We start from the raw sequence: 17476 nt of genomic DNA, 5'->3' as shown, positions 1-17476 counted from the left end.
GGAGGCGCTCCGGACCCGTCCCCGCAGGCGCCTATCCTCGGTGGGTGACCTCCGTCGACGCGTACGCCGCAGAACTGCTCGAGGGGCTCAACGAGCCGCAGCGCCACGCCGTCCAGCACCCCGGCGGGCCACTGCTCGTCATCGCGGGCGCGGGGTCGGGCAAGACGCGGGTCCTGACCCATCGCGTCGCCTACCTCGTGCGCACCGGGCAGTGCGGACTGGGCGAGATCCTGGCCGTGACGTTCACGAACAAGGCCGCGGCCGAGCTGCGCCACCGCGTCGGCGACCTGCTCGGGCGCTCCACCCGCGGCCTGTGGGTCGCGACGTTCCACTCCGCCTGCGCGCGGATCCTGCGGGTCGAGGCCGAGAAGCTCGGCTACTCGCGCACGTTCACGATCTACGACTCCGACGACTCCAAGCGCCTGGTCAAGCGCTGCCTGGAGGCCGAGGGCGCCGACACCAAGCGGTTCACGCCCAACGCCGTCCGGAACCAGATCTCGGACCACAAGAACCGCCTGCGCAGCGTCCAGCAGGCGCAGGACCTCGCGGCCGGCCACTACGACCGCACCGTCGCCGACACCTACGCGCGCTACCAGCAGCAGCTGGTCGCCAACAACGCGATGGACTTCGACGACCTGATGGCTCGGACCGTCGACCTGTTCGAGCGCTACCCCGACGTCCGCGAGCGCTACCGGCGCGCGTTCAAGCACGTGCTCGTCGACGAGTACCAGGACACCAACCCGGCGCAGTACCGCTTCCTGCAGCTGCTCTGCATGGACGACCCGATGCATCAGGCGGGCCCGTCGGGCGGCGGGGCCGGACGGGACGCCACGGGGCCGGGGGACGACACGGACGCCCTCACCGCGCCGCTGGCCGGCGAGGAGCCCGGCCACCGCAACCTCATGGTCGTCGGCGACGACGCGCAGTCGATCTACGGCTTCCGCTCCGCCGACATCCGCAACATCCTCGACTTCGAGGACGACTTCCCCGACGCCGAGGTCATCAAGCTCGAACAGAACTACCGCTCGACGCAGCACATCCTGGACGCCGCGAACGGGCTGATCGCGCACAACAGCAACCAGCGGCCCAAGCACCTGTTCACGGAGCAGGGCGAGGGCGAGGACGTCCGCGTCCGCGCGCTGCCGGACGACCACGCGGAGGCCCGCTGGGTCGTCGCCGAGATCGAGCGCCTGGCGGGGGAGGGCACCCCGCTCGGCGACATGGCCGTCCTCTACCGGACCAACGCGCTGTCGCGCGCGATCGAGACGTCGCTGACGCAGGCCGAGCTCGACTACCAGGTGATCGGCGGCGTCCGCTTCTTCGACCGCGCCGAGGTCAAGGACGCGCTGTCGTACCTGGCGTGGCTGCACAACCCGGCCAACACGGTCGCCTTCGCGCGCGTCGTCAACCGTCCGCGCCGCGGGATCGGCGACACCACGGTCGGCCGGATCCTCAGCCACGCGGAGTCGACGGGCGTGACGCCGCTGGAGGTCGTCGCCAACCCCGCCGCCGCCGGGCTCAAGACCGCGGCGGTCCGCGCCGTGGGGGCCTTCGCGGACCAGATCGCGGAGCTGCGCGAGAAGCTCTTCGGCGGCCCCGACGAGGTGGGGGCGGGCGGGACGGGTTCCGGGGACGACCTCAGGATCGCGGACCTCGTCGAGGACGTCCTGCGCGTCACCGGCTACCGCGCGGAGCTCGAGGCCTCGGAGGACCCCCAGGACGAGGGACGCCTGGAGAACCTCGACCAGCTGCACGCGTACGCCGAGGAGTTCGACGCCGAGGCCGCGACCCCGGAGGACGACGCCTTCCACGCCCTCGACCGCTTCCTGCAGCAGACGGCGCTCCTGTCCGACGCGGACCAGAAGGCCGACGGCCCGGAGGGCCAGGTCACGCTGATGACGCTGCACAACGCGAAGGGCCTCGAGTACGACGCCGTCTTCCTCGTCGGCCTGGAGGACGGGATCTTCCCGCACTCTCGCGCCATCGACTCCGGCGAGCTCGAGGAGGAGCGCCGGCTGGCGTACGTCGGGATCACCCGTGCCCGGAGGCACCTCGCGATCACCTGGGCCCGCCGCCGCGCGATGTACGGCCCGCCGCAGTCGCAGGTGCCCAGCCGGTTCCTGCGCGAGCTCCCGCACGAGGCGATGGACGACCTCTCCGTCGAGGCGACCTCCGGCCGCCCGGCCCCCGGCGATGCCGTGCGCGGCCGCCGTGACCTCAGCTCGATCGGCCGCATCGGCCGCAGCCCCTCCCGCCCGGGCGGCCCGCCGCGCGACCTCTCGTCGCTCGGGCTCAAGCGCGGCAGCGACCTCGTGTCCAGCAAGGCGGAGGCCGAGCCGTCCCCGACCTGGGCGCCGGGCCAGCGCGTCCGCCACGTGAAGTTCGACGCCGGCGAGGTGCTGCGCATGGACGGCGACGTCGTCGTCGTGCGATTCGACGACGCGGGGGAGAAGCGGCTGATCGCCGGCTTCGCCCGGCTGGAGCCGCTGGCCTGACCGGCGTGGTCGTGACCGCGTCGCGGCGGTCGCGCTCGCGCGGGGACGGCGCCCTGCGGTGACTGCGTCGGCAGCGGCCGGGTGCAGGGTAGATTCCTGCGTGTGTGGTGTGTATGCGAACGTCGGGCCCGGGCTTCGGCCCCTGCGGTCGGAGCTTCCGGGGCGGAAGGCGGAGCAGGGCTCTCGTCACCGCGCTGGTCGCAGCCGCTCGCGGCCGCGATGCTCGTCGCAGCGTTCCTCGTCGTGGCGTTCGGAGCCGGGGCTCCCGTCGCCTCGGCCGCGTGCCGTACGCCGGCGACGGAGATCGACGGGGAGGGCGCGTACGACACCAGCGGCCTGCGGATACCCGCGCTGGGGATCTCGTGGCCGGCGGACGTGGCCGGCGCGTTCGACGACGAGCGCCTGCCGGACGGCTGGCGCCTCGGGCCCACCATCCCCGACGAGGAGCTCACCGTCGGGCGCTGTCGTGACGGCCGTGGCCTGCTGACGCTCCACCGGTACCGGGGGCCGTACCTGGACGTGGGCCCGTCGCTGGCCCCTGGCGAGCGGATCGGCGGGATGGCCTGGACCGGACGCTTCGTGGCCTGGCGGACCTGGCGGCCCGGGCGACGGGGGCGCATCCACGTGGCCCGTCTCGGCCGTCGTGGCGTCGTCGGCCGCGTCCGGACGGTCAGCACGCAGCGCCTCCCCCGGCGGGCGGCGTTCGATCCACGGATCGCCGTGACCAGCGACGGGGTCGTGTTGTGGACGCTGCTGCACGGCCACACCGACCGGACGTGGGTCTCCGCTCCCGGTCGTCGGGTCCGCACGCTGATCCGTGCTGCACCACGACGTGGCGACCTGGTCCTCTTCGACGACGCGCACGTCCTGACCACGGACGCGACCGACTCGTCCGCCCGACTCGTCGCCTTCCGGCGCGGGCACCCCGGCGCCTGCTCGGGCCGCGGCGACGACGGCGCCGTCAACAGCCATCCCGCCGGTGCCCTCGGCGGGTGGTGCCTGCGGATCACCTCCGGTCGCGCCCTCGGCTGGGGCGACGAGATGGACGAGCACCACATCCTCTGGCTCTACCGGCCCGACACCCACCGGGTCCTGGCGACGTTCGACGAGTACGACTCGGCGGACCGCTACGGCAGCTCGTTCGACTGCGTCTGCCGGATCGTCCGGGCGGGCTCGCTCGCGATCGCCCAGACCGACGGCTCCGGACAGGACCCCAACTCCGACGACCCCCGCTCGTCGGAGCAGACCGCGGTCACCGACACCGTCTCGGGGCGCACGTTCCAGGCTTCAGGCGTCCTCGGCTCCCCGGACGCGGAGCCGGGGGAACGCGTGAGCGCGCTGGTCGTCGACGGCGCCGCGGCCTGGCTGGAGGACCACACGGGCTCGCCGTCGACGGTCTGGGTGCGGGACGCCGGCGGCGTCCGGTCCGTGGGGGAGGCCGAGATCGGCGGCCCGGGCCTGGCGCTCGACGGCCGGACGCTGCGCTGGACCCCGGACGACGGGGCGGCGAGCGTCACGCTCCAGCCTCGGGCGGATGACGTCCGGGCGACGTGGTCGCCGTCCCCGGCCCGGCGCCGATAGGGCGCGCCACCCGGCACCCGCGCCGAGGCACCGGCTAGCCTGACCGACGTGAGCGCCACGATCATCGACGGCAAGCAGGTCGCGGCCGAGGTCCGCACGGAGGTCGCGACGGAGGTCGCGGCGTTCGTCGCCGAGCACGGACGGCCCCCGGGACTCGCCACGATCCTCGTCGGCGAGGACGCCGCCAGCGCCGTCTACGTCGGCGGCAAGCAGCGGGCGTGCGCCGAGGTCGGCATCAAGGGCTTCGACCACCGCCTCGCCGCCGACGCGCCCCGGGAGGAGGTCGTCGCGCTGATCGAGCGCCTGAACGCGGACCCGGAGGTCAGCGGCATCCTCTGCCAGCTGCCGGTGCCCGGCCACCTGGACGGCGTCGAGCTGACCAACCTGATCGCGCCGGAGAAGGACGTCGACGGGTTGACGGTCGCCTCCGCCGGCCGGCTCGCCCTCGGCCTGCCGGGACTGGTCCCGTGCACGCCGGCCGGCGTGATTCGGCTGCTGCAGCACGCCGGCACGGAGCTCTCCGGCGCCGAGGCCGTGGTGATCGGCCGCTCGAACCTCTTCGGCAAGCCGATGGCGCAGCTGCTGCTCCAGGCCAACGCCACGGTCACGATCGCCCACTCCCGCACCGCCGACCTCGCCGCCGTCAGCGCCCGCGCCGACGTCCTCGTCGCCGCCGTCGGCCGACCCGAGATGGTCCGCGGCTCCTGGGTCAAGTCCGGCGCCACGGTGATCGACGTCGGCATCAACCGCCGCGACCCCGCGCCGACGGACGGCTCGTCCTCGCTCGTCGGCGACGTCCACTTCGCTGAGGCCGCCGAGCACGCCGCCGCGATCACGCCGGTCCCCGGCGGCGTGGGCCCGATGACGATCGCCGAGCTGCTCGCCAACACGCTGCGGGCGGCGCGGATCCAGGCGGGGGGCGCGGCCGGATGAGCCCGGTCGCCGGGGTCGGCGGGCGATCAGGGGTCCGGGCGTGAGCCTCGGGCGCCTGCGGCGTGGCGAGCAGGTGGCCATCGTCGGCCTCGTGCTGCTCGTCGTCTCGCTGTTCCTGCGCTGGTTCGACATCGACCGCATCAGCGCCCCCTCCGGCGGCTCGGCGTCGTTCTCGGTCTTCGGCTCGACGCAGCACGGGTGGGGCTATCTCGGGCATCCCTGGATCGAGCTGCTCGTCGTCGCGGCGGTCGCGGTGATCGTGGCGATCGCGTTCGCCGCCCGGGCCGGCGCGGGCCGCCCGACGTTCGGGGCCGTGATCAGCGTCGTGGTCGGGGTCGGCGTCGCCGCGCTCGTGCTCCTCCTGACCGTCCTCCGGGTCCTGGTCTTCACCCCGTCGCCGCGCGTCACGGACCTCGGCTCGGGCTCGATCATCAGCACGCTGGCGACGACCGACAGCGCGACGGACCTCAGCCAGGCCGAGGCACATCTCTCGCCCGCGTTCGGCGCCTGGATCGGGCTGCTCGCGCTCGTCCTCCTGCTCGTCGGCTCGTGGATCGCGATGGCCGACGACCGCTCCGGCGCGGCCGAGAGCGCCGTCGTACCGCCGGCCCCGCGCGAGGTCCCGCCGCTGCGGCCGGCGACGCCCGCACCGCGACCCGTGGCCGAGGACCCCGGCGCGGTCGATCCGGGCCCGCCGGCCGACGCGGCCGACGCGGCGACCGACTCCGCCGATCGGGCGCGCTGAGCCTTGGGGGACGCCGTCCCCGCTACGCGCCGGGCCGTGAGCGACGGACGTCGCCGGGGCGGCAGCGTCCTGCTCGGGCTCGCGCTGCTGGCCCTCGCGTGCTCGCTGGTCCTCGACTGGGGACGCGACGGCGAGTACGGGGCCCGTCTGCGCGACCTGTCGGTGCACGCGCGGATCGCGGTACCGGCCGGCTGGGGCCACCTGGGCCACCCGTGGATCGAGCTGCTCGCCGTCGTCGGGATCGGCGTGTGGGTCGCGGTGCCGGTGAGCCTCCGAGGGTCCGCCGCGTCCGGCCCGCTCCTCCGGGTGCTCGGGACCGTGACGACGGCGGTGCTGGTCCTCACGGTCCTCCGTGCGACGGTGCTGCGCCCGGAGGCACCCTTCGAGAGCGTGCTGTCGACGCTCGCCACCGACGACATCGTCCCGTCGGTGTTCGAGGGCCGGCCGTCGCCGGGCGTCGGTGCGCTCGTCGGGCTCCTCGGCCTCGTGGTCGCCGTCGCGGGCATCGTCGTCCTCCGCGGGCGGGACGCCCTCCCGCCACCGGGGCGCGTCCGGGCCGGTGGCGTCCTGCTCGCCGTCGGGACGGTGGCCGTCGCCGTCTCGGCGTTCCTGGCCACGTTCTCGCTCGACGGCACCGCGGCCTGCGCGCACGCCCGCCCGAGGATCGTCGGTGGTGGGTACGCGATGGACTCCTGCCCGGTCGACGCCCGGTTCGCCGTCAACGGGGTCGAGCACGCCGGATGGGGTGCGCTCGGGCATCCGTGGCTGGAGCTCGCGGTGGTCGGCCTGCTCGCGGGGCTCGCGGGGCTCGCGACGGCCCGGCGTGGCGGGGCGACCGTCGGCCCGGTCGGAGCGCCGCCGGTGGCGCTCGTCGTCCTCGTGATCGTCGGCGTCGCGACCGTCGTGCGCATCCTCCTCGCCACCGCGACGGCGGACGCGCGTCGGCCCCTCCGGCCCGGACCGGCTGACCCCGGTCCCCGGTCCGCCTCTACCATCGGGACCGCATGATCGACCGCGACACCGTCCTCCACGTCGCCACGCTCTCCCGGTTGGAGCTGCACGACGACGAGATCGAGCCGATGGCGCGGGAGCTCTCCGCCGTCCTCGGCCACCTCGAGACGATCGGCGAGCTCGACCTCGACGGCGTCGAGCCGACCGCCCACGTCCTCGTCGAGCGCAGCCCGCTGCGGGCCGACGAGCCGCGCCCGTCGCTGCCGCGCGACATCGCGCTGGACCAGGCGCCCGACGCCTCCGACGACGGCTTCCGCGTCCCGAGCCCCCAGGCCTGACATGACCGACCCGATCTCCCTCTCCGTCGTCGACGCCGCCGCGGCCCTGCGCCGCGGCGAGCTCTCGCAGGACGAGCTCTTCACCGCCTACCGCGATCGCGCGGCCGCGGACGACACCAACAGCTTCACGTGGCTGGCCGACGACCTGCAGTCCGGGCTCGGCGACCGCGACGAGGCGCCGGGCACCGACCGGCCGCTCGCCGGCGTCCCGCTGGCCGTCAAGGACCTCTTCTGCGTCACGGGCGTCCCGACGGCCTCGGCCTCGAACCTGCTGCGCGGCTACCTGCCGCCCTACACGGCGACGTCGATCGCGCGCCTGCAGGACGCCGGCGCGACGATCCTCGGCAAGACCAACCAGGACGAGTTCGCGATGGGCTCGTCCAACGAGAACTCCGCGTTCGGTCCGGTCCTGAACCCGTGGGACCGCACGAAGGTCCCCGGCGGATCGTCCGGCGGCTCCGCGGCCGCCGTCGCCGCCGGCCTCGCGCCCGCCGCGATCGGCACCGACACCGGGGGCTCCGTCCGCCAGCCGGCCGCGCTCTGCGGCGTCGTCGGCCTGAAGCCCACGTACGGCTCGGTCTCGCGCTACGGGATGATCGCCTTCGCGTCGTCGCTGGACCAGGCCGGCCCGATCACCCGCAACGTGCAGGACGCCGCCGCGATCTTCCGCGCGATGACCGGCCCCGCCGACGCGAACGACATGACGTCGATCGGCTGGCCGGGCAACGCCCCGGAGATCGATCTGCCGACCGCCGAGCGCCTCGACAGCGTGCGGATCGGCGTGCCGACGGAGCTGCTGGGCGAGGGCATCGAGCCGGGCGTCCGCGCCGCCTTCGACGCCGCGCTGCAGACCGCCGAGTCGCTCGGGGCGACGATCGTCGAGGTGGAGCTCCCGCACGCCCGCCACGCGCTGGCGGCCTACTACCTGCTGGCCCCGGCCGAGGCCTCCTCGAACCTCGCCCGCTTCGACGGCGTCCGCTACGGCAACCGCGCCGACATCGGCGACGGCGGCCTGGTCGAGCTGTACACGAAGACCCGCCACGACGGCTTCGGCCCGGAGGTCAAGCGCCGCATCATGCTCGGGACCTACGCGCTCTCCAGCGGCTTCTACGACGCCTACTACCGGCGCGCGCAGCAGGTCCGCACCAAGATCGTCGAGGACTTCGCCGTCGTCCACGAGCAGGTCGACCTGATCGCCACGCCGACGAGCCCGACCGTGGCCTGGGGCCTCGGCGAGCGCACCGACGACCCGGTCGCGATGTACCAGGCGGACGTCACGACGCTGCCGCAGTCGCTGGCCGGCGTGCCCGCGATCTCGATCCCGTGCGGCCTGTCGGAGGGCCTGCCGGTCGGCCTGCAGCTGTCGGGCGCGGCGTTCTCCGAGCAGCGGATCCTGGACGCCGCCCACGCGCTGGAGCAGGCGTTCGCGTTCGACGCCTCTCCGGCGAGGAGCACGGGGTCCGGGGCGCCCGCTGCTCCGGCCGCGGCCGGGAAGGACGCGGCATGACCGCCTACGAGACCGTCATCGGCCTGGAGATCCACGTCCAGCTGGCGACGAAGACGAAGATGTTCTGTGGTTGCGAGCTGGTCTTCGGCGACCCGCCGAACACGCACACGTGCCCCGTCTGCCTGGGCATGCCCGGCACGCTGCCGGTCGTCAACGCCGAGGCGATCCGCCTGGGCCTGATGATCGGCGCGGCGTTCGGTGGGGAGCTGGCGCAGCGGCTGGTCTTCCACCGCAAGTCGTACTTCTATCCGGACCTGCCCAAGGGCTACCAGATCAGCCAGTTCGACGAACCGCTCGTCGCGGGTGGCCGGCTGGGCGACGTCGGCCTCGAGCGGGTCCACGTCGAGGAGGACGCCGCGAAGCTCACGCACGCCGGCGCGTCCGGCCGGATCGGCGGCTCGACGAGCTCCGTCGTCGACTACAACCGCGGCGGCACGCCGCTGGCGGAGATCGTCACGCTGCCGGAGATCCGCTCCGCCGAACAGGCCTCCAGCTGGCTGCGGCTGCTGCGCGAGACCCTGCGCCAGCTCGGCGTGTCCGACGTGAACATGGAGGAGGGGTCGCTGCGCTGCGACGCCAACATCTCCATCCGCCCCGTGGGCGACACCGAGCTGGGCACGAAGACCGAGCTGAAGAACATGAACTCGTTCCGGTTCATCGAGCAGGGCATCAACGCCGAGGTCGCCCGCCAGACCGCCCTGGTGCAGGCGGGCGAGCGGGTCCAGCAGGAGACGCTGCACTTCGACCCGCGCACCGGGTCGATCACGTCGCTGCGGTCCAAGGAGGGCTCGCACGACTACCGCTACTTCCCCGAGCCCGACATGCCGCCCGTGGCGGTCCCCGCGGAGCTCTTGGCCTCGGCCCTGCAGTCCGTCCCCGAGCTGCCGCTGGAGCGTGCCGAGCGCTTCCGCAGCGAGCTGGGCCTGCACGAGGAGTCCGCCCGCCTGCTCGCCTTCCGGCGCGCCCTGGGCGACTACTTCGAGGCCACGCTGGCGGCGGCGGAAGCGGGAGGTGCGAACGGCGTCCCGGTCGACCAGCAACAGGTCGCCAACTGGATCGGGAACGACCTCGTCCGCCGGCTCGAGGCCCTGCGCCGCGACGAGGACGGCTCCGACGACGACACGAGCACCGATCCGGCGCAGTCGAAGGTGACGCCGCAGGCCCTGGCCGAGCTCGTGGCGCTCGTCGGCGCGAAGACGATCAACCGCAAGGCCGGCGAGCAGGTGCTCGACGTCCTGGTCGCCGAGGGCGGATCCCCCGCCGCGATCGTCGAGGCCAAGGGCCTCGCGGCCGTCGGCGGTGCGGACGAGCTGCGCCCCGTCGTGCAGGCGGCGCTGGACGCGAATCCCGACGTCGTCGAGAAGCTGAAGACCGGCAACATGAAGCCGATCGGTGCGATCGTCGGCGCGGTGATGAAGGAGACCAAGGGCCGTGCCGACGGCGGCGAGGTCACGCGCATCACCCGGGAGATCCTGGGGCTGTAGCGGGGAAGACGCGACGTCTTCCGGTTCGCGTTCGAGAGTGCGGTTCTCCCTGCTCGGGAGGGAGCAGTGCACGCTCGGGGCTCCCGGCGCGGCCGGGAGCCCCGACGAGCACCCTCGCACGCCCGCGCCGCGGCTTGCGGCGGCTAGGCGCCCGGCGCGGTCGTCGTCCCCGGTGCCGCCGGGGGCGCCGGGAGCCCGCGGCCCGGAGGCCCTGCGCCCGGCGCGCAGACCATCGCGGCCCGCCGGACGGCGCCCGAGAGGCGGCCCTCGACGGCGTCGCGGTACTGGACGCGCGCCGTCGGGTCGCCGGGGGCCGCCGTGATCGCGGCCCGGCGCCGCAGGAGCTCGGTGCCCGATCCCGCGACCCCGCGCAGGATCGGGGCGCAGACGCCGGGCGACGCGCCGGCGGCGCGCGTCACCGCGGCGTCCAGCGCGGTCCCGGCGGCGTCGAGCCGGACCTTCGCCGCGGAGGTGCACGTGATGGCGCAGTCGGCGGCGGTGGCTCGGAGCGTGCGGCCCCAGGCGTTCGCGGCGGCCCGCAGGGCCCGGGCCGGTCCGACCGGCAGCACGCCGAGGGCCGGGTCGACCCGAGTGCCGCCCGGGGCGGACGGCGAGCGCAGGACGACCCAGCCCTCCGGGTCGCCCCAGACCGGGACGAGGCCGCCGCGGGCCAGCCGGGCGTCGGTGGCGTCCACCACCACCCCGACCCGCTCCGGCAGCGCCACGGCGTCCGGTGCGGGGTCGGTGAGGTCGACGACGACGTTGTCGTCCGTCGTCACGTGGGGCGTGTGGCCGACGTCCCGGCTCTCGAGCAGGTGGACGGGCTGATCGCGCTCGGTCAGGTGCGGCTGCATCGTGCGTGGCACGGCGACCGAGCCCGTCGTCGGCACGGCGGCGACGACCCGGTCCAGGACGTGGCGGTCGACGATACGCGGCGGGGTGTGGAGCGTCGCCAGCGCGGCGAGCGGCGGGCCGTCGGACGCGGCACCGTGCCCGTAGACGGGGAACCACGCGACGGTGCCGGCGATGAGGCCCGCACCGGCGAGGACGGCGGGGGCGAGCCGAGCGGCTGCCGACCACCGACGCTGCGCCGTGGCCGGCCCCGAGGCGCCGCCTCGAGGCTGGGCGCCGTCGGACAGCGCCGCCGGCGCGTCTCCGGCCTCGGGCGGAGCCGCCGGCGCCCCTGGGGGCTGGGGCAGCGCCGCCGGCATCCCTGCGGCCTCGGACGAAGCAGCGGTCGACACCACCGCCTCCGGCGTGGTGCGCAACGGCGCTGCGCCGGCCCGTCCGAGCACGGCGGCTCGCCGCTCCAGCGCGCGCCGGACCGTGGCGATCCCGCCCGCCGACGCGATCGCGAGCGTCATCGTCGGCAGCAGCGAGTAGTGGAACGAGGTGCCCCAGTAGACGTCCTGGTCCGAGAGGAAGCGCTCCGCGAACAGCGGGAGCGGCAGGACGGCCAGGCGCGTCAGCCACGGCGTCAGCACGAGGAACGGCGCGACGAGGGCGAGCATCGTGTCGAGCTTGACCTTCGGGTCGACCGCGACCGTCACGAGCCGCCACGGGTGCGTCACGGCGGCCCCGATGGCGCTCGGGGCGTCCTGCCCGAAGCGGTAGTACGACCAGTACGTGAACTCCTGGACCCCGAGCCCGGGGATCCACCACCGCGTCGCGAGGACGAACCAGGCCAGCCCGGCGACGATCGCGATCGCGCCGCGTCGGCGCTCGCCCTCCAGCGCGAGCCACAGCCCGAGCGCGACGACGACCAGCGCGACGTCCTCCTTGACGCAGAGGAGCAGCACGGCGGAGACCCAGAACCAGCGCCACCGCTCGCGGTCGGCGGCCAGCACCGCGCACGCCAGCAGGGCGGGCGCGAACGCCAGCTCGTGGACGTCGAAGTCGATCGCCCGCTGGACGCCCCACGACGTGCCGTACGCCAGCGCCAGGAAGACGCCCGCCAGCATCCCTGCCCGGTCGCGGGCGAGCAGGTAGAGCGGGATCATCGCGGCGGCCACGAGGACCGCCTGGGACGCGAGCAGGGCGACGGGGGAGGGCCAGAGGACCTTCAGCGCCCCCCACAGCACGATGATCGGGTGGAAGTGGTCGCCCCAGAGGTTCGGGACCTCGCGCAGCGACGACGCCGGGGCGCGCAGGTGCGCGAGGTTGCGGGTCGCCTGGTCGAAGATCCCGAGGTCGTAGCCGGACGTCAGGTACCAGCGGTGGCGCTGCCAGGCCCAGACGGCGTAGGCGAGCGACAGCAGCGCCGCCGCCACGAGGACGACGACGAGCCCGGGGTCGCGCGGGCGCCGCGCGGCGATCCGCAGCGTCCGCACGGGCTACGCGCGGGCGTCCGGCGAGACGATCTGGCTCTCGGAGGCCCCGTCGGCGCGCTGGTGGGCGTCGGCGGTCCCCGGGTGCACCTGCCCGAGCTCCGTGATGATCGGGCCCCAGAGCCGACGGCCGAACGTCGTGACCTCGAGGTGCCAGGAACGGCCCTCGGTCAGCACGACGGTGAAGCGGCGCGACGGGCGCAGGGCGCCCATCTCGATCCCGCAGACCTCGTCGCGGGACACGGCGATCTCGATCTGCATCGGCCGGTAGAGGTGCGGGCCGCCGACGTCGCGGTCGAGCAGCAGCACCGCCACACGGGACGCGGTCACCACCAGCAGGCGCACCTGGGCGCCCGTCAGCGGCTCGTGCCCCCAGGCCCCGCGGCCCGGCGCCCGTCGCGCGAACGGCGACACGGGCGCGGCGACGAGCACACGCTCGCCCAGGAGGGCGGAGGACGGGTCCTTCAGGCTGTCCCAGCGGAACGTGGTCGTGTCCTTCGGTGCGGCTCCGGCGACCGGCCCCCGGTGGACCGATCGGAGCGAGGTAGGCTATTGATGTGGACGGATCATTCGCCTTCTTCCTCGCGATCTGCGTCCTCTTCGGGGTGGCGGGAGGTCTCCAGGGACGGTCCAAGGGCAGCTCGTTCCTGCTCTGGTTCTTCATCGCGGCGTTCCTGCCGCTCTTCGGCTTCATCGCCGCCGTGGTCTACCCGGGGCACCGAACGGAGCAGCGCCGGCAGTGCGACGGGTGTGGCCGGCTGCTGCCGATCACCGACACCATGTGCATGGGCTGCGGCACCGACCTGGCGTTCCCGGAGGTCCGCTTCCGCTCCGTCGCGGGCTCCGTCGTCGCGCTCGGCCCCGACGGCCGGGCGCTCGAGGACCCCGCCGCGGAGGACGAGGACGACGCGAGCCCCTACGAGCGCGCCGAGAACCCGTACGAGCAGGTGGCGGACGCCGACGCTCCCGCGCCCGCGGGCGGCACGTAACCGCTGCTACGATCGACCCTTGTGGCCGTCCGACCCGGACGGCCTCGTGCTTTCAACGGGTCCCTGAGGACGAGTCGGGGAGGAGGACGGGCTATGCGAGCGGTCGACGCGATCATGGAGTGCCTGAAGGCGGAGGGCGTGGACGTCGTATTCGGCTACCCGGGTGGCGCGAACCTCCCGACGTACGACGCGTTCTACGACGCCGGCATCCACCACGTCCTGGTCCGGCACGAGGCCGGCGCCGGCCACGCGGCGGAGGGCTACGCGAAGGCGACCGGCAAGGTCGGCGTCGCGTTCGGCACGTCCGGCCCCGGCGCGACGAACCTCGTCACGCCGATCATGGACGCGATGATGGACTCGGTCCCCGTCGTGTTCTTCACGGGCCAGGTCCGCACCGAGCTGCTCGGCACCGACGGCTTCCAGGAGGCCGACACGATCGGCATCACGATGCCGGCGGTCAAGCACTCGTTCCTGATCACGGACCCGCGCGAGATCCCGCGCACGATCCACGAGGCGTTCCACATCGCCTCCACGGGGCGCCCCGGCCCGGTCGTCGTCGACCTGCCGATGGATCTGACCAAGGCCGACATCAACTACGAGCCGGTCACGGACGTCCAGCTGCCCGGCTACCAGCCGCGCCTGGTCGGCAACTCCAAGCAGATCCGCCAGGCCGCCCGCGCTCTGGCCGCGGCTCGCCGCCCGGTCTTCTACACCGGCGGCGGCGTCGTCTCCGCCAACGCGTCGGACGCGCTCCGCGAGCTCGTCCGCTACGGCGGCTTCCCGATCACCTCGACGTTGATGGGCCTCGGCGCCTACCCCGCGCCGGACCCGCAGTGGCTCGGGATGCTCGGCATGCACGGCACCCGCGCGGCCAACTACGCGGTCGACGAGGCCGACCTGCTCGTCGCCATCGGCTGCCGCTTCGACGACCGCGTCACCGGCAAGCTCTCGGAGTTCGCCCCGCGCGCCAAGTACATCCACATCGACGTGGATCCCGCCGAGATCTCGAAGAACATCCCGGCGCACATCCCGATCGTCGGCGACGCCAAGCAGATCCTCCCGAAGCTGCTGGAGGAGTACCGCCAGCTCGACGCCGACAAGAGCCGGATGGACGCCTGGTGGCAGCGCATCCACACCTGGCAGGAGCGCCACCCGCTCACCTACGAGCCGGGCGAGAACGGCGAGATCAAGCCGCAGCAGGTCATCCAGGCGATCTACAACGTCACCGGCGGCGACGCGATCATCTCCTCCGACGTCGGCCAGCACCAGATGTGGGCGGCGCAGTACTACCACTACCCCGAGCCCCGCCGGTGGATCAACTCCGGCGGCCTCGGCACGATGGGCTTCGGCCTGCCCGCCGCGATCGGCGCCCAGATGGGCATGCCGGACAAGCTCAACGTCGTGGTCACCGGCGACGGCTCGATCCAGATGAACATCCAGGAGCTCGCGACGATCCGCCAGGAGAACATCCCGGTGAAGGTCGTGATCCTGAACAACGGCTACCTCGGCATGGTCCGCCAGTGGCAGGAGCTCTTCTGGCAGGAGCGCTACTCGCAGGTCGACATGCACACGTTCGGCGGCGAGGAGGCCTTCCCGGACTTCGTGAAGCTCGCCGACGCCTACGGCATCCGCGGCCTGCGCCTGACGGAGTCCTCATCGCTCGAGGACGACCTGCGCGCCGCCTTCGAGGCGGAGGGCCCGGCGTTCATCGACGTCCGCGTCACCCGCGACGAGAAGGTCTACCCGATGATCGCCCCGGGCGAGGCCGCCCGGAACATGGTCGGCTGAGCGAAAGGGACACCATGGTCGACACGAACGAACTCCTCTCCCTGGACGACCTGCACGCGGCGGGCTCGGTCCGCAGCGGCCGCAAGCACGTCCTCTCCGTCTTGGTCGAGAACAAGCCGGGCGTGCTGACGCGCGTCTCGGGCCTCTTCACGCGCCGCGGCTTCAACATCGACACGCTCTCCGTCGGCCCGACCGACGACGAGCGGATCTCCCGCATCACGCTGACGCTCGACGGCGCCTCGCAGCCGATCGATCAGGTCACCAAGCAGCTGCACAAGCTGATCAACGTCCTGAAGATCAAGGACCTGCAGCCGGCCGAGACGGTCGCTCGCGAGCTGGCGCTGTTCAAGGTCTCCTGCGACCCGCAGACGCGCTCGGAGATCCGCGAGCTCGCCGAGGTCTTCCGCGGCAAGATCGTCGACATCGGGAAGAAGTCGATCATCGCCGAGATCACCGGCGAGCGGTCCAAGATCGAGGCGTTCGAGAAGCTCGTCCGCCCCTACGGCCTCGTCGAGATGATCCGCACCGGCGAGGTCGCGATCTCGCGGGGCCGCGAGGAGACCTGAGACCGATGGTCGTCCTGGGTTGACGGGACGTGGTCGACCATTCCTCGGCAGGACCGAGGGAATCACGACCACCTCCCTTCCAGACGGATCGACCGTGCGTGTGAGACCAGGAGCGGCCGCGGCGGGCGGCCGAGCGGCAGGGGCCTGTGCACGCGTCCACGTCGGCGCGATGCAGCGACGGGCACGCGGTGCCGGCGTCTCCTGAGCCTGCGCGACTCGACTCCTGTGACCGCGCGCGCGGACGGAGGGCCCCGTGGGTGGGATGATCCCAGGGTGCCTACGACGGTCGTCTCCGGGGCCCGCAGCGCCGATCGCTCCCGGGCGGTCCCGCTGGCCGTCGCGGACCGCGACCGCCTGCTGCGCCACGCCCGGACGGCGCTGCGCCGCGCGCAGCGCAGCCATCGCCCGGTCCTCGCGGCGATCACGGTCGACGCGCCGGACGGGCTCGACGCCATGGGCACGATCACGACGGCCCGCCGCACCGGCGAGCCGTGGTCGGTCTACGGGCAGCGCGACCGCGGCGGCCAGGTGCTTGCGACGCTGGGTGCCGTCGAGACGCTGGAGGCCTCGGGCCCCTCGCGCTTCGGGGCCGTCGCCCGCGCCTGGGGCGCGCTCGCGGCGGACGCGGCGTGCGATCCGAGCCTGGGTGCCGAGGCCGAGGGACTCGTCGCCGTGGGCGGCTTCTCGTTCGCCGACGACGGCGGCCGGACGCCCGCGTGGGACGGTTTCGCGGCGGCCTCCCTCGTCGTGCCGCTGCTCGCGCTCGCCGGCCGGGACGGTCGGGTCCGGGCGACGATCGCGGTCCGCGTCGCGCCGCTCGACGACCCCGAGGCGCTGGTCGCCCGGACGCTCGCGCGGGTCGACGAGGTGCTCCCGGGGCATCCGCTGCTCCTCGATCCGGATCCGGTGCAGAAGGCGCGGGTGGTCTCGGCGCTGCCGCCCGCGCACTACGAGCACGCGGTGGCGTCGGGCGTGCGGATGATCCGCGAGGGGGCGTTCGAGAAGATCGTCCTCGCCCGCGAGGTCCAGGTCGCCGGACGCCCCGTGCCGGACGCCGGCGCGGTCCTCGGGGTCCTGCGCGACGCCTACGACGGGTGCGCCGTCCTCGCCGTCGGCCGCGGCGACCGCACCTTCATCGCCGCGACGCCCGAGCTGCTCGTGCGCCGCGCCGGCAACCGCGTCGCGACGCTCGCGCTCGCCGGCACGACGGGCCGCAGCAGCGACCCGGCGGTGGAGACGCACCTCGGCGAGCACCTCCTGCGCTCCGCGAAGAACCGCGAGGAGCACGCCATCGTCGTCCGCCGCATCCTCGCGCGCCTCGACGACCTCGCGATCTGGACGACGGCGGCCCCGCGGCCCGAGGTCGTCAAGGCGGCCAGCGCCCAGCACCTCGCCACGCCGATCCGTGCGCACCTCGCGTCGTCGGTCGGCGTGCTCGACCTCGTCGAGCGCCTGCACCCGACCCCGGCGGTCGGCGGCTTCCCGGAGCCCGCCGCGCTGCCGCTGATCCCCGCGCTGGAGGGCCTGGATCGCGGCTGGTACGCCGGCCCGGTCGGCTGGATCGACGCGGCGGGCGACGGCGACTTCTCCGTCGCGCTGCGCTCCGCCCTCCTGGAGCCGGAGCTCGCCCGCTGCTACGCGGGCGTCGGCGTGGTGGAGGGCAGCGACCCGGCCGCCGAGCTGGCGGAGACCGAGACGAAGCTCCAGGCCTTGTTGCCCGTCCTGTCCGCCTGACGGAGCATCCCGGACCACCCGCAGAGGGCGTCTGCCGG

General features: G+C 74.1%; 14 protein-coding genes. 12 read left to right on the top strand and 2 right to left on the bottom strand.

The features are described from left to right. Positions 1-44 precede the first annotated feature (44 nt). The 8 genes from AB0L40_RS04750 (at position 45) to gatB (ending at position 10034) form a co-directional block, all read left to right on the top strand. Entirely contained in the window at positions 45-2495 is a 2451-nt protein-coding gene (locus tag AB0L40_RS04750) for a UvrD-helicase domain-containing protein (protein ID WP_364349959.1), read from the top strand. 219 nt (positions 2496-2714) lie between these two features. Next, positions 2715-4076, top strand: coding sequence for a hypothetical protein (locus AB0L40_RS04745; RefSeq protein WP_364349956.1), 1362 nt, complete (start codon positions 2715-2717; stop codon positions 4074-4076). A gap of 48 nt (positions 4077-4124) precedes the next feature. Then, positions 4125-5009: a bifunctional methylenetetrahydrofolate dehydrogenase/methenyltetrahydrofolate cyclohydrolase FolD gene (gene folD, locus AB0L40_RS04740; protein WP_364349953.1), complete on the top strand. Its 885-nt coding sequence runs from the start codon at positions 4125-4127 to the stop codon at positions 5007-5009. Positions 5010-5049: 40 nt separating this feature from the next. Beyond that, positions 5050-5754, top strand: a complete 705-nt coding sequence (locus tag AB0L40_RS04735; RefSeq protein ID WP_364349950.1) for a hypothetical protein — start codon at positions 5050-5052, stop codon at positions 5752-5754. Positions 5755-5790: 36 nt separating this feature from the next. Next, complete coding sequence (locus AB0L40_RS04730) at positions 5791-6762, top strand: hypothetical protein (protein ID WP_364349947.1); 972 nt, start codon at positions 5791-5793, stop codon at positions 6760-6762. Next, positions 6759-7043 carry an Asp-tRNA(Asn)/Glu-tRNA(Gln) amidotransferase subunit GatC gene (gene gatC / locus AB0L40_RS04725; RefSeq protein WP_364349944.1) on the top strand — a complete coding sequence of 95 codons (285 nt, stop codon included), beginning with the start codon at positions 6759-6761 and terminating at the stop codon, positions 7041-7043. Before AB0L40_RS04730 ends, gatC begins: the two co-directional genes overlap by 4 nt. Position 7044: 1 nt before the next feature. Next, complete coding sequence (gene gatA, locus AB0L40_RS04720) at positions 7045-8550, top strand: Asp-tRNA(Asn)/Glu-tRNA(Gln) amidotransferase subunit GatA (RefSeq protein ID WP_364349941.1); 1506 nt, start codon at positions 7045-7047, stop codon at positions 8548-8550. Next, entirely contained in the window at positions 8547-10034 is a 1488-nt protein-coding gene (gene gatB / locus AB0L40_RS04715; protein WP_364349938.1) for an Asp-tRNA(Asn)/Glu-tRNA(Gln) amidotransferase subunit GatB, read from the top strand. The genes gatA and gatB overlap by 4 nt, the downstream gene beginning before the upstream one ends. A gap of 143 nt (positions 10035-10177) precedes the next feature. Here the strand turns inward: gatB and AB0L40_RS04710 are convergent, their stop codons facing one another. Both AB0L40_RS04710 and AB0L40_RS04705 read right to left on the bottom strand, forming a co-directional pair. Continuing rightward, entirely contained in the window at positions 10178-12364 is a 2187-nt protein-coding gene (locus AB0L40_RS04710) for a DUF2079 domain-containing protein (RefSeq protein ID WP_364349935.1), read from the bottom strand. Positions 12365-12367: 3 nt separating this feature from the next. After that, positions 12368-12793 carry a hypothetical protein gene (locus AB0L40_RS04705; RefSeq protein WP_364349932.1) on the bottom strand — a complete coding sequence of 142 codons (426 nt, stop codon included), beginning with the start codon at positions 12791-12793 and terminating at the stop codon, positions 12368-12370. Positions 12794-12918: 125 nt separating this feature from the next. Between AB0L40_RS04705 and AB0L40_RS04700 the strand changes: the two genes are divergently transcribed. The 4 genes from AB0L40_RS04700 to AB0L40_RS04685 all read left to right on the top strand — a co-directional run bounded on the left by AB0L40_RS04700 (position 12919) and on the right by AB0L40_RS04685 (position 17438). Beyond that, a complete protein-coding gene (locus AB0L40_RS04700; protein ID WP_364349929.1) occupies positions 12919-13350 on the top strand; it encodes a hypothetical protein in 432 nt (143 codons plus the stop codon). Between the two features lie 93 nt (positions 13351-13443). Then, on the top strand, positions 13444-15138 hold the full coding sequence (gene ilvB / locus AB0L40_RS04695; RefSeq protein ID WP_364349926.1) for a biosynthetic-type acetolactate synthase large subunit: 1695 nt from the start codon (positions 13444-13446) through the stop codon (positions 15136-15138). 14 nt (positions 15139-15152) lie between these two features. Continuing rightward, positions 15153-15704: an acetolactate synthase small subunit gene (ilvN, locus tag AB0L40_RS04690; RefSeq protein ID WP_026912256.1), complete on the top strand. Its 552-nt coding sequence runs from the start codon at positions 15153-15155 to the stop codon at positions 15702-15704. 273 nt (positions 15705-15977) lie between these two features. After that, complete coding sequence (locus AB0L40_RS04685) at positions 15978-17438, top strand: isochorismate synthase (protein WP_364349923.1); 1461 nt, start codon at positions 15978-15980, stop codon at positions 17436-17438. Positions 17439-17476: the final 38 nt, after the last annotated feature.

It is taken from the genome of Patulibacter sp. NPDC049589 (genome assembly GCF_040675535.1).
Taxonomy (GTDB): Bacteria; Actinomycetota; Thermoleophilia; order Solirubrobacterales; family Solirubrobacteraceae; genus Patulibacter.
Note: the sequence above shows the minus strand (reverse complement) of the source record. Positions and strands in the feature narration are given on the sequence as shown.